Below are 13382 nucleotides of genomic sequence, written 5' to 3'. Positions count from 1 at the left end.
CTACAGTGGATTACTTCTTTTTACGGGACAGGAACCGGGCTACATTAGCTACCCCATTCAGCAGTTTACTATCTCCGTTCATCGTGACTGCTACTACCAGTTCACCTTTAACATTGGCCGGCGCTGCGCTGGCTGTTTCGGTAGCGGTAGTATGATTAATCTTTATGGCATTGGCCATTGCTGCTGATTGATCTGTAATGGCAGCAGCATTCTCTGCCAGTATTTTTTCCTGTTGCTGACTCTTTTGCTGTAATTGTTGCACCACTTCTCCGGAGGTAGATGCTGGCTGAGGCAGTTTTGTAAGTGCAATAGCACGGCTATCGGCCGCATGCACGGCCTGCTCTTCCTGCTTCCGTGTTTGTTCGGCCTGCTCAGCTTTGACAGCAGTAGCATTTCCTGTTGCACTACGTGCCGGCGTGTTAGCTGCCAGGGCAGCATTCCTGCCTGAAGGGGTAGCTACATCTGCTGACTGATCAGCTGGTGTTTGTATACCTGGCGAAACAGCTTTATTTGTTGCTGTAACAGCCACATCATTGTCTGCTGCTTCAGGGGCTACCGGCTGAGGAGCAGGAACCACAGGTGCTACTGATTGCTGACTGGAAGTCGAAGTCCCTGCCTGTTTCGGCTGATTAACAGCCACTTGTTCAGGAGACGCTGAACGTTGGGCCGGAATCAACCAGAAAGAAAGGCCTGCCACAACCGCAGCGGCGGCACTCCACCACCACAACGGGCGTATCCGGGTACGTTCTTTCCTGTATAGCGATGCTTTATTCTCAAATGTTACAGACAGGTCAGGCGTCAGCCTGGCCGCCTGTAAAAGCATGAGTTCTTGCTGTATGTGCGGATGCTGGCTGACCAATGATTCCAATGTGTGCCTGTCAGACGCACTTAGCTCATTATCAACATAATCAAGCAGGAAACGTTCGTAGTTATCTGCTGATAATACATCTGCCCTGCGGTAGAGGGTATCTTTGGCGTCGAACTTCAGATCTGTATCCGGGCTGAGTTTAACAGACTGTAGTAGTGCAAACTCCTTGCGGATATCCGGGTACTGCTCCAGGAAACTATCAAGCGCAGCCATCTCCTCTCCTGTCAGCTCACCATCTATGGCGCTGAGCAGAAATTCCTCGTAGTTCGATATGTTGATATTTACTGCCAATTCAGGACATATTATTAAAATGCAATATTACTTGATTCGATCCACCTGTGCTAGATTACATTTTCCATCTTAACCAGGTACTGCTTGAGATGTAACCGGGCCCGGTGCAGGTAAACCTTTACCTGGGAAGGGTTGAGTTGCATGATATCACCTATCTCCTCATAGCTGTAACCTTCGTAATCTTTCAATAATATCAATGAACGCTGCACATCTGTCAGTCGATCCAATGCTTTCTCCAGCACTTTCTTGGCGTCATGGATCCGTTGTTCGGAAACTCTTGTCTCTTCCTTAAAGTCTTCCACCAGCGTTATGCGCTTCACTTTACGGACATGGTCTATCATATTGTGGTAGGCCACAGTAAACAGGTATGACTTACCTTTTTCAAAAGGCACGTCTTTACAGTGCTTCCACAATATTTCAAACGCATTCTGTACAACATCTCTGGCATCCTCAGTATGGTCTAAATTTTTAACAATAAACCGGAAGAGATTGTCCGCGTACAGATCCACGCATTGATTATACTCCTTTTCCGTCATCCGGGTGTTGCGGGATTTTAGTGCTAATGTCCGACAATTATTAATATACGCTACTCCTCATCTTCTCTCCTAACCCACTATTTACCTGTACGTTACAGTTCTATTCGTCTTGCTCTCCCGGACAGCGAGTTCCCGCAAAGCCTCAGCCATCCTTTTCAGTAGCGCGGAAAATCAGCCCTTGTCCGGTTCCCTTCACAACTTTACTGCTGATATCAGGATCTGGGTGCAGACATTACTATGACGCAGAGCAGTCCCCAAATGTTACACCCTGGTCAAACTTTTTCATTTCATCTGACAAATGCCGGTATAGCTCCACGAATCGTAATACTTTTAAACCTATAACTTTGACCAGGTTACAAAAATCTGCTACTTATGAACCAGAAATTCATTGCCCGGATCCAAAACGAACTGGATGAAATACGCTCCGCCGGCCTTTTTAAGAATGAAAGAGTGATTACGTCTGAACAAGGTGCCGAAATACAGGTAGGCGGCAAGACGGTTGTTAACTTCTGCGCTAACAACTACCTTGGCCTCTCCAGTCACCCTGACGTGATAAAGGCTGCCAAAGCGGCTATTGACACCCATGGATATGGTATGAGCAGTGTACGCTTCATCTGCGGTACGCAGGATATTCACAGGGAACTGGAACTGAAACTCGCTTCCTTCCTCGGTACAGAAGATACCATCCTCTACGCTGCTGCTTTTGACGCCAATGGCGGTGTATTTGAGCCGCTGTTCAATGAGCAGGATGCCATCATCTCTGACGCACTGAACCACGCCTCTATTATTGATGGTGTACGCCTCTGTAAAGCACAACGCTACCGTTACGAACATAATAATATGGCCGATCTGGAAGCAAAACTCCAGGAGTCAGCTCACCTCCGCAGCCGTATTATCGTAACTGACGGATCTTTCAGCATGGATGGTACTATTGCCCAGCTGGATAAAATCTGCGACCTGGCAGACAAGTATGATGCTATTGTCATGATCGATGAGAGCCACTCTTCCGGTTTCCTGGGTAAAACCGGTCGTGGTACACATGAATATCGTAATGTAATGGGCCGCATCGATATCATCACCGGTACCCTGGGTAAAGCCTTAGGTGGTGCTTCCGGCGGTTTCACCAGCGGTAAAAAAGAAATAATTGACATGCTGCGCCAGCGTAGCCGTCCTTATCTCTTCTCCAACTCTGTCGCGCCAAGCATCGTAGGTGCCTCCATCTCCGTACTGGATATGCTGAGCGCTACCACCGCCCTCCGCGATAAACTGGAATACAACACCCGCTACTTCCGTACTAAAATGACAGAAGCCGGTTTCGATATCAAACCAGGCGATCACCCGATTGTTCCGGTAATGCTGTATGATGCAGTACTCAGCGCCCAGTTTGCCGATAAACTGCTGCAGGAAGGCGTATATGTTATCGGTTTCTTCTTCCCGGTAGTACCGAAAGGACAAGCCCGCATCCGTGTACAGCTCAGCGCCGCACACGAACAGGAGCACCTGGACAAAGCTATCACCGCTTTCACTAAAGTGGGTAAGGAACTTGGTGTAATAAAATAAGAGATTTTATATATGATATACGGGAGGATGCCAATGGCATCCTCCCGTCATTTCGTCCTGTACCACTAAATATCTACTTTTGCAGCACTAAACAAGAATGCATAATGAAACAGTCTGGCTGGATACTTCTGCTGATCGCCTTTTTGGCGAACGCCTGCTCACCGAATAATGTTGAAAACGAAAAGAGCTGGGAAAAATACTTTGCCGAATATAAGGTTGAAGGATGCTTCATGCTGTTTAACAACAGCCAGGGTACCTTTAAAGTATACAACCTGGAACGTGCACAGGAACGCTTCCTGCCTGCTTCTACCTTCAAAATCTTTAATGCGCTGGTAGGACTGGAAACCGGTGTTATTAAAGATACTTCTTATGTTATTCCATGGGATGGCGTAACCCGTTCTATATCGGATTGGAACCAGAACCTGAGCATGCAGCAAGCTTTCCGCCTGTCTTCTGTACCTTATTTCCAGGAAGTGGCACGTCGTGTTACCAAACCTGTGATGCAGCAATGGCTGGATACCATTAAATATGGTAATATGAAAATCAGCAAGATAGATACCTTCTGGCTGGATAATTCATTACAGATTTCTCCGGATGAGCAACTAGGCTTTGTGAAGAAACTCTACTTTGACCAGCTGCCATTCCACAAAGTTACTATGCAGAACGTGCGTCAGATAATGCGCATGGAGACCAAGCCTGAGTACGAACTGAGCTATAAAACCGGCATGGGCGTAGTAGGCCGCAAAACCATCGCCTGGATTACCGGCTGGATTGAGGAAGCAGGTCACCCTACTTTCTTTGTACTGAACCTGGAAACCGAAAATTCATCACTGAATGTACCTGACGTACGCATGAAAATCCTTAGAAATATCCTTGCTGATGCGGGTTATTTCAAAGGGCTGAAATAAATGATGCAGTCATGAATGATGACTGTTAATACTCATAAGTAATAAAAAGCAAAGACCATAGTTGCGGCGGTTTTCCACCTGTTCAACTATGGTCTTTCTTTTTATATAGTTGAAATATTGGCCCTGGCTGACTCCGGAAACGACCAGCAAATGGTAAAAATAAACGGCAGTTACCACATCTTGTAAAACATACTCAATCCCTCATCCGGATTGATTTACAATGCAAAGAAATATGGGATCAGGTTTACTGTAGATCTACCCGTCGGATCACGCTTCAATTATGCTTGGACTATGCTTGGACTATGCTTGGACTACGCTAAGACTACCCTTGGACTACCCTTGGACTACCTAATAAGCTATTGCACTTGCTCCCGTCCCCTGACGCCGAAAGGCCGGAAATCAACAAAATATCCCGCAACAGCGTTAAAAAACTCCTAAATCGACATCAGCAAATGGTGTAAAACGTACTAAAAAAATTATATTTGATCCTCGTGTCCGGTCTCCTGTCAGTCCGGCGTAAGAAATCTTTATTGAATGATGTTACGTTTTCAACACAGCGAATATTTATGGGCACTGGTATTACTGCTGGTATTGCAGCTTGCATTCCTCAGTATCTCCTGGTGGAAACGACGTTCCGTTCGTAAACTTGGAGACCCTGTACTGGTAGAAAAGCTCTTCACCGGTTATTCCCGTCGCCGCTTTACCTTCCGCTTCCTGCTTGTATTCCTTGCCTTCCTGTTTGGTGTGATAGGCCTGGCAAACATTCAGAAAGGCAGCCGGATGGAAAAGATCACCCGCAAGGGGGTAGATGTGGTCATTGCTTTGGATGTGAGTAAAAGTATGCTGGCGGGCGACGTTAAGCCAGACCGCCTCACCAGGGCAAAACAGCTGATCCTGAAATTGTCTGACAAACTGGACAATGACCGTATCGGTATGGTAGTATTTGCCGGTAATGCTTATCTCCAGATGCCGCTGACGATTGATTATTCTGCCGCAAAGATGTACCTCACTACCGTAGGACCAGAAATGATCCCTACACAGGGTACTGCTATCGGCCAGGCTATCAAGGTTGCTAACGAGGCATTTAATAAGAAAGAGAGAAAACATAAATCCCTGATCATTATTTCTGATGGTGAAGACCATGATGAAGCCGCAGTATCAAGTGCCCGCGCTGCATTTGAGGATGGGGTTGTAATTAATACCATCGGTATTGGTTCTCCGACAGGTTCCCCCCTGCCAGATCCGGAAACAGGGACTAACAAAAAAGATAAGGAAGGAAATATCGTTATTTCCAAGCTGAACGAAAACGCGTTAAAGTCTATCGCAGCTGCTGGTAAGGGCATCTACGAACACCTGGATAATAATACAGAAGAAGTGGTGAACTCGCTGACGCAGAAGATTGACAGTATGGAGCAGAAAGAATTTGGAGAGAACATCTTTACCGATTATAACAGCTATTTCCAGTATTTCCTGGCTATCAGCCTGATATTGCTGGTGGCAGAATTTTTTATTCCTGAGATCAGACGCCGCAAACGCGCTGATGTTGTTGTTACCGCTACAGAAAAACCATGACAAAATTAACATTCACATATCGGGCACTCATGGCCGGGCTATTGATCTGCCTTGGCCAGCAAACCTTTGCCCAGACGGGCAATAAGTTCATCCGTAAAGGGAATGAGCTGTATAAGGCAAAGCAGTATACTGATGCTGAAGCAAACTATAAGAAAGCGCTGGAGGTAAACCAGCAGTCTGTTGAAGGCCGCTACAACCTGGGTAATTCGCTATATGAACAAAAGCGTTATGATGATGCGCGCACTCAGTATGCCAACACTTTTAAAGTAGCGCCCAGCCGCGAAGGAAAGGCAGATGCCAGTTATAACATCGGCAATACCTTTATGCAGAATAAGAAGTGGGAAGAGAGTATCAAGGCATATAAAGAAGCGCTGAAGCTTAATCCGACTGACGAACAGGCACGTTATAACCTGGCTTATGCCCAGGCCATGCTGAAGAAAGACCAGGGCGGCGGCGGCGACAATAAGGATAAGAAGGATAACAAGGACAAGAATAAAGACAAGCAGCAGCAGGACCAGCAAAACAAGGACCAGCAGAATAAAGATCAGCAGAAGAACAAACAGGACGAAAACAAAGACAAAGAAGATAAGAATAAGAATAAAGAACAGCAGGACCAGAAGCCTGAACCACAGCCAAGCAAGATGAGTAAACAGGAAGCAGAACGGTTACTGCAGGCACTGGGGCAGGAAGAAAATAAACTGCAGGACAAAATGAAGAAGGCTAAAGGCCAGGTTGTTCCTGTAGATAAAGACTGGTAATATAAAAGGGCGCATGCCCGGTATCGTTGCTGTCATCTACGATAAAATGGGTCTGAACGTAATAACTACCTTTAGGTATTATTCCGGTCAGACCCATTGCTATTTTCAGCATCCCCTGATAAGCAGATAAAAGTGTCTTATTCCGGGCGTATGGCAGGTATATGTCTAAAACCTACTATTCTTGTTTTGCGGCAGGGCCTTTCTTTGCACAAAAACGCATGATCAGACCTATCATCGCATACGGATCGCCCGTTTTGCGGGAAGCTACACAGCAGATTAGCCGTGACACGCCTGGACTGGCGCAGCTTATTGCCGATATGTGGCATACGCTGGATAATGCCGGCGGCGTAGGACTGGCAGCCCCGCAGGTAAACGTGCCGGTTAGGTTATTCCTGGTAGATAACCGGCTGGAAGATGCGCCTTTGAGGCAGGCTTTTCTGAACCCATTGATTATCATGCGTAGTGCCGCCGTCAGTACCGACGAGGAAGGTTGCCTCAGCATTCCCGGGCTGACAGCAATGGTAACCCGCCCAGAGACGATCACCATCCGGTACGAGGACGCGTCATTCCAGGAGCATACCAGGACATTCAGCGGTATGGACGCGCGTATTATACAGCATGAATATGACCATATAGAGGGACGTTTGTATACAGACCTGCTCTCCCCGCTCAGCCGCACTTTGCTTAAGCACAAACTCCGGGCAGTCAGCAAAGGCAGATTCCGGCCCGGATACCCCATGCAATTCCCGCTCCGTAGTTGATCCATTCGCCGTTCTATTCATTACCTTTGCCTCATATTTGGAATTAATTTATGCAGCTATATACTAATTCACTGACGGAATATAAGCGACTGGCCACTTTGGAAGTAAAGGTTGGAGACCTGCTGATTGGAAATAACAATCCGATACGTATTCAAACGATGACCACTACAGATACCATGAATACATTAGGTACCGTGGAACAGGCCATCCGTTGTATCGAAGCGGGCGCTGAGCTGGTACGTATTACCGCTCCCAGTAGGAAGGAGGCAGAAAACCTGCTGCCTATTCGTAATGAGCTGCGCAAAAGAGGATATACAACTCCGCTCGTTGCCGATATACATTTTACTCCGAATGCAGCCGAAATTGCTGCACGCATTGTAGAGAAGGTACGTATCAATCCCGGCAACTATGTGGACAAAAAGAAGTTTGAAACACTTACATATACCGATGCTGAATACGAGGAAGAGATAGACCGCATCCGCAAGCAATTCACGCCGCTGGTTAAGATATGCCAGGAGCATGGTACTGCTATGCGTATTGGTACTAACCATGGTTCCCTGAGTGACCGTATTATGAGTCGCTATGGCGATACGCCAATGGGAATGGTGGAAAGCGCCATGGAATTTCTCCGTATTGCAGAAGACCTGAATTTCAGGAATATTGTGCTGAGTATGAAATCCAGCAATCCGCAGGTAATGGTGCAGGCTTACCGCCTGCTGGTGCATACCATGCAGGACCAGCTGGGCCATTGCTACCCGCTGCACCTGGGAGTAACAGAAGCCGGTGACGGAGAAGACGGCCGTATCAAATCCGCCGTAGGTATCGGCACACTGCTGGAAGACGGTATAGGAGATACAATCCGTGTATCACTGACAGAAGACCCTGAATTTGAACTGCCGGTATGCCGTGATCTGGTAAAACGTTATCAACATCGTGCAGGTCATACACCTATTCAGCCTATCAGCCTGGCCCCCTACTCTCCTTTTGAATATAAACGCCGTGAAAGTATGGCGGTAAATAATATTGGCGGCAAACAGGTACCGGTTGTTGTGGCAGATTTCAGCACCACCAGCGGTATCACACCTGCACAGCTATTGCCTGCCGGTTATAATTACAATGCAGATACTGATAAATGGAACATTGCAGATGCTGCGGCAGATTACATTTTCAGTAATGAACTGCTGGACTTCGCTTTGCCGGGCACACTGAAAGTGATTGTTCCTTATAATATCTGGAAAGATGCAACTGATAAGGAAAAGTACATGCCGCTGTTCAATGCGGAGACGTATCTTACTGCCTCAGAGAAGTCTTCTTTTATCAACTTCGTCGATCATAATACTGGTACTGAGTTGCCGGAAGCATTACTGGCACAACTGACCGGTGACCAAACAGCGGTACTTTGCCTGCATTCTTCCAACACGCATGCTATGCCGGAAGTAAGACGCACCTTTGTAACATTGCTGGACAGGCAGATACAGCAGCCGGTGATACTGAAGTGTTTTGCGGCAGCCAATACACCAGATGAACATCTGATACATTATGCTACGGAGACTGGTGCATTATTGCTGGATGGCTTCGGAGACGGTATGTGGGTAGTAAGTAATGCTACCGGGGCAGAAGCGCCGGGGCATGCACTATTAAATAATATTGCGTTCGGAATATTACAGGCCACCAGGACCCGTATCTCGAAAACTGAATATATCTCATGCCCATCCTGCGGTCGTACGTTATTTGACCTGCAGGAGACCACGGCTAAGATCAGGGCGGTGACCAATCATCTGAAAGGCGTTAAGATCGCTATCATGGGCTGTATTGTAAATGGTCCCGGAGAAATGGCAGATGCTGACTTCGGGTATGTTGGCAGCGGCGTTGGTAAGATAACCCTTTACAGAGGTAAGGAGGTTGTAAAACGAGGCCTCAATAGTGACGTAGCTGTTGATGAACTCATCTCGCTGATCAAGGATAACGGCATGTGGGTAGAAGCTAACTAATATCGAAAAGGTCTCGCAGTTTGCGAGACCTTTTTACTTGAGGTTAACAGGATGACTTAGAAATCAATAAAGGGGGTTACTGTATGTTAGTCAGACAATCGAATCATACGTTTCCTTACCTCCTCACTCTTTATCCACTTCAATGATTTATGGGGTTATCAAACTTTCGGGGTTAACTGTACTTTGTCAGGTGACACAAAGGTACTATGATGAGGGATGGTTTGTCAAGCGTATCAATACGCAATATGTTGCGGGAAATACGTTTCAATAAACTGCAAATCACTACGTTAATACATTGGAATAAATATTATTGATGTCTGCAGCTACTTATTAAACATTTTATTAATTTCTCGGTCTAATTCTGAACCAAACATTTAAGATGAAAAAGATCGTTACAGGCGTATTGGCATTTCTGATGTGTGCAAGCATTGCTATTGCACAAACGCCGGCATCCTCCAGCCAGGACAAACAAAAAGCAGCACACAGAGCTGAAAAACCAGGGCAGAAATCCCAGAAACCTGCGTTAGACAGCAGTGGCAGACCAATGAAAAAAGATGGTACTCCGGACAAGCGTTTTAAGGACAACCAGGAGAACAAAAATGAGAAAGCACAGGGGCCAATGAAAAAGGACGGAACGCCGGACAAGCGTTTCAAGGGCAACAAGGAGACTAAGGAAGCTAAGCCGGAAGGTCCGCAGAAGAAGGATGGTACTCCGGACAAACGTTTCAAAGAAAATAAAGAGAAGCCTGCAGCAGATAAAAAAGCTTAATTAGCGGCTATACACTTTTGATAGGCGGTTATCTTACCCAGGTAGGATAACCGCTTTATTTATTCGTACATTTAGCCAATGTTGGATTTCAGGTTAAAAGTATTCTACACAGTAGCCAGGCGTCTTAGTTTTACTAAAGCTGCAGAGGAATTATTCATCTCTCAACCTGCTGTTACCAAGCATATACATGAACTTGAGCAGCAATTGGGTATGGCGCTGTTTGAGCGTATTGGTAATAAGATCAAGATTACCCGGGCCGGGCAGATTATGCTGAAACATGCAGATGATATTTTTACCAGCTACCGCAACCTGGAATATGAGATTAATCAACTGAAACATGAACAGGGAGGCTTACTGTCGCTGGGAGCCAGCAGTACGATAGCACAATACTTCATTCCCCCTTTGCTGGCCCAGTTCAATCAGCGCTATCCGGAAGTAGCTTCCTCGCTGATATCAGGCAATACAGAACAGATAGAGCAGGCAATTCTGGACAAAACGATACAGCTTGGATTAATAGAAGGCCGTTCTAAAAACCCGGTGTTGAAGTATGTTGAATTTGCGAAGGATGAGATTGCGCTGATTGGTAATGTAAAGCATAACTATGGAGATGGGCCGCTGGGCGCAAACGAACTGAAGTCTATTCCCCTGCTGATGCGGGAACAAGGTTCAGGTACGTTGGAGGTTATCACTGACGAGCTTAAAAGGCTGAAGCTGAAACTAACCGATCTGCAGATAGCCATGTACATGGGAAGTACGGAGAGTATAAAGTCTTATCTGCATCATGCGCCATGTGCGGCTTTCCTATCCCTGCATGCAGTAAAAAGGGAGCTGGAAGCAGGAGAGTTTAAAATATTGCCGGTAAAGAACTTCAGGCTGGTCAGGAAGTTTCATTTTATATACCTGCAGGGGCAACAGGACAAACTTGCCCAGCTATTTATGCGTTATGCCAAACAGCATGCAGGCGAGCAAACGGGAGATACCGGAATCAGATAAGCGGGGTTGATACACTTGAAAATATGAACGCTTAACATGTTACAGGCTCATTGGCGATATAACATGTTAAGCGTTTCGTTTTATAAGAGCGTATATTCCGTTACCTACTAAGTACGTTGCAGGGTATATACGATATAAGCGGTTTTGTTTTCAAAGTTAACGGTGGCTCTCCAAACCATTGTTGTATTGGTGAGCGAAGATACTTCCACGCGGTAACCTTCGGTAACGTTTTTAGCCTTCAGACCAGTACCTACTTTTTTAAACTGGAACATGTTAACACCGCCTTGTTTGTAGAGAGACCATACGATAGACTGCGTAGCAGTGCTGCAGCCATCTTCGGTAGAGGACAGGGTGTAGGAACCGTTGTTGTTGGAAGGCAGTATCCACTGGCTGCCCTTAAAGCAGTTAACGGAGGCTTCGTCGAAAACTGTCACCTTAGAGCCTCTTGGAATACCATCAAACGTGATATCTGTTATAACCCAGTTTCCTTTCACGGAGCTTTCACTGGCGCTTTTTTCTGTGTTGGTTGCTGCGCCTGACTGTGTTTTACAGGATATGGCAAATACAGATGCGACCAGGCATAATACTGCAAGTGTAAGGTGTTTCATGTTTAAATAATTTTATGTTTAAATTGTCGGTAATGCAGTGCATTACGGGACGCAAGGTGGGAAAAAACAAGAAACGTACCAAATCGCTGTTAGTGTGTCCGGGCTGGCTGTTGAGTTGAGGCTGGATGTAAGTGCATTAAGCGTTCTTCGACCGTACGGAACTGCTGATAGAAGTATACGGTACTGGCTATCAGTGCCATTATGACAACAACGAGGGCGATGAATGCACAACGCCACCAGATACTGACGGTAATGGTATTATTGCGTGGTTGCAGTACGTAAGTGAATGGGTCTGCGGCAGTATCTTGTTTGCCCGCCCGGGAGTAGTAACTTTCGTGATGATGGGGGGTCAGCCTTTCAGAGATCTTGTTCCATACTTTAGCGGGTGGCGTCACACCATCTTCCTGCATGAGTTTCTGTAGTTTATACTCTGCAGCTACTATTTCTGTATTTAGTTCAGGGTATAAATTACGCATGCGTTCAAACAGTGCTGCCTCGTCGGCAGATGCCAATCCGAGCAGGTAACTCTCAATAATGCCACTTTCTATGTAGTCATGAAGGTCCAAAAGGCCAGTATTAGGTGAATGGTTATGGTCTGCGATTATCTTGGTCAAACGTGTCTTCTAAGGCGATACAGCCTTCAAATGTCAAAATAACCTAATTCTTTTCCAAATTAAAATCACGCTGGAGGCTGCACGAAAGGCACATTAAATTGATAATGAGCCGGTTATTTTAAACGGCATAGGTGCTGCTACCCATTTTACCACAAATATCCGATTTATTTTAGAGAAGAGACTTGTTCAGTGTGCAATCTTTGTTTTTCTTCTTCTTTTTTCTCCTGTGCCTGCTGGTATTTCAGGAAGTAGTAGATAGCGAAGAAGAGGCACACCTTGGAAAGTAGGAAGGTGATGATAAAGAACAGACGCCACCATCTGTGTACAGTGATGTGCTGTCCATCTTTAGACTGAATATTAATGAAAGTGTATCTGGAGTGATCATCACCCGGAGGAGGGGGTATTTCATCGCGCCAGTTGATGCGCTGGAAGATTCTTTCTTTGAGATAGGGCGAGGGTAATACGGCTTCTTTGAGGGCGGTTCGTTCTATTCGACGTTCTACCGCCATAATCTCCAGGTTCAATGCAGGGTATATCCGCCGCATATGATGCAGTTCTTCCACTTCACTGGCAGTGGCGATACCGAGCACGTAACTCTCGATGATGCCGCTTTGTATGTAATGATTAAGATCCAATTATTCCCCTAAAAATTTTCTGAACTCAACCATTGTTTCCCTTAGCTGGGACATTACTTCCTCTGGTTGTATACCTAATATACGAGCTACAGCCTCTTTTGGTAGTCCCTTATAGTAACATAAATGAAAAATAGTTCTCCTCTGGGCCGGCAATTTATTAGAAAACCGTTGTAGCAGGCTGCTGTCAGGCCTGACCATTTCTGTACCTGGTTCATTCTCATCCTTGTAAACCGCTTCCAGTACTGCCATTTCCCTGGCCATTCGCATCAGCCAGCCGAATAGCGTAGTATTACCGGATTCCTTATAGTTATGGATGTTCTTGAAAACCTTCACGAACGTCTTGGTGAGCACTTCTTCAGCTTTGCGGGTATCCCCCACTACCTGTAAAATAATGCTGTACAATGCCGGACCATAGTGGTCATAAACCAGCTCCTGCGCACCGGGATCTCCAGCTATTAAGCGTTCTGTGATGATAAACTCGTCGATATGGACAGCTGTCTGCTGCAAATGTTATAGGT

General features: G+C 46.1%; 14 protein-coding genes. 8 read left to right on the top strand and 6 right to left on the bottom strand.

Going from position 1 to position 13382, the window contains the following annotated elements:
* Positions 1-10: 10 nt before the first annotated feature.
* Together K1Y79_RS18125 and K1Y79_RS18120 are read right to left on the bottom strand one after the other, a co-directional pair.
* Positions 11-1159 (bottom strand): anti-sigma factor, encoded by a 1149-nt coding sequence (locus K1Y79_RS18125; RefSeq protein ID WP_220251576.1) that lies wholly within the window; start codon positions 1157-1159, stop codon positions 11-13.
* Between the two features lie 50 nt (positions 1160-1209).
* Positions 1210-1695 carry an RNA polymerase sigma factor gene (locus K1Y79_RS18120; protein ID WP_220251575.1) on the bottom strand — a complete coding sequence of 162 codons (486 nt, stop codon included), beginning with the start codon at positions 1693-1695 and terminating at the stop codon, positions 1210-1212.
* 372 nt (positions 1696-2067) lie between these two features.
* On the opposite strand from K1Y79_RS18120, the gene kbl reads away from it, so the two are divergent.
* The 8 genes from kbl to K1Y79_RS18080 all read left to right on the top strand — a co-directional run bounded on the left by kbl (position 2068) and on the right by K1Y79_RS18080 (position 11007).
* Complete coding sequence (gene kbl, locus K1Y79_RS18115; protein WP_220251574.1) at positions 2068-3255, top strand: glycine C-acetyltransferase; 1188 nt, start codon at positions 2068-2070, stop codon at positions 3253-3255.
* A gap of 104 nt (positions 3256-3359) precedes the next feature.
* Positions 3360-4163 carry a class D beta-lactamase gene (gene blaOXA / locus K1Y79_RS18110; RefSeq protein WP_220251573.1) on the top strand — a complete coding sequence of 268 codons (804 nt, stop codon included), beginning with the start codon at positions 3360-3362 and terminating at the stop codon, positions 4161-4163.
* A gap of 534 nt (positions 4164-4697) precedes the next feature.
* The gene (locus tag K1Y79_RS18105; RefSeq protein WP_220251572.1) at positions 4698-5735 is read left to right on the top strand and encodes a VWA domain-containing protein; all 1038 of its coding nucleotides are present in this window, start codon (positions 4698-4700) and stop codon (positions 5733-5735) included.
* Entirely contained in the window at positions 5732-6493 is a 762-nt protein-coding gene (locus K1Y79_RS18100; RefSeq protein ID WP_220251571.1) for a tetratricopeptide repeat protein, read from the top strand. Before K1Y79_RS18105 ends, K1Y79_RS18100 begins: the two co-directional genes overlap by 4 nt.
* Before the next feature lie 218 nt (positions 6494-6711).
* Positions 6712-7254 (top strand): peptide deformylase, encoded by a 543-nt coding sequence (def, locus tag K1Y79_RS18095; protein ID WP_220251570.1) that lies wholly within the window; start codon positions 6712-6714, stop codon positions 7252-7254.
* Positions 7255-7304: 50 nt separating this feature from the next.
* Positions 7305-9245: a (E)-4-hydroxy-3-methylbut-2-enyl-diphosphate synthase gene (gene ispG / locus K1Y79_RS18090; protein WP_220251569.1), complete on the top strand. Its 1941-nt coding sequence runs from the start codon at positions 7305-7307 to the stop codon at positions 9243-9245.
* 379 nt (positions 9246-9624) lie between these two features.
* Entirely contained in the window at positions 9625-10014 is a 390-nt protein-coding gene (locus tag K1Y79_RS18085) for a hypothetical protein (protein WP_220251568.1), read from the top strand.
* A 78-nt stretch (positions 10015-10092) separates the two neighbouring features.
* On the top strand, positions 10093-11007 hold the full coding sequence (locus K1Y79_RS18080) for a LysR substrate-binding domain-containing protein (protein ID WP_220251567.1): 915 nt from the start codon (positions 10093-10095) through the stop codon (positions 11005-11007).
* A 107-nt stretch (positions 11008-11114) separates the two neighbouring features.
* Here the strand turns inward: K1Y79_RS18080 and K1Y79_RS18075 are convergent, their stop codons facing one another.
* From K1Y79_RS18075 to K1Y79_RS18060, 4 genes are all read right to left on the bottom strand, one after another.
* Entirely contained in the window at positions 11115-11615 is a 501-nt protein-coding gene (locus tag K1Y79_RS18075) for a lipocalin family protein (protein ID WP_220251566.1), read from the bottom strand.
* An 89-nt stretch (positions 11616-11704) separates the two neighbouring features.
* Positions 11705-12229 carry a hypothetical protein gene (locus K1Y79_RS18070; RefSeq protein ID WP_220251565.1) on the bottom strand — a complete coding sequence of 175 codons (525 nt, stop codon included), beginning with the start codon at positions 12227-12229 and terminating at the stop codon, positions 11705-11707.
* A 164-nt stretch (positions 12230-12393) separates the two neighbouring features.
* Positions 12394-12864 (bottom strand): hypothetical protein, encoded by a 471-nt coding sequence (locus tag K1Y79_RS18065; protein ID WP_220251564.1) that lies wholly within the window; start codon positions 12862-12864, stop codon positions 12394-12396.
* On the bottom strand, positions 12865-13371 hold the full coding sequence (locus K1Y79_RS18060) for an RNA polymerase sigma factor (protein ID WP_220251563.1): 507 nt from the start codon (positions 13369-13371) through the stop codon (positions 12865-12867).
* Between the last annotated feature and the right edge of the window lie 11 nt (positions 13372-13382).

Source organism: Chitinophaga rhizophila (genome assembly GCF_019492185.1).
Lineage (GTDB): Bacteria > Bacteroidota > Bacteroidia > Chitinophagales > Chitinophagaceae > Chitinophaga > Chitinophaga rhizophila.
This window is presented reverse-complemented; position numbering and strand designations above follow the sequence as displayed.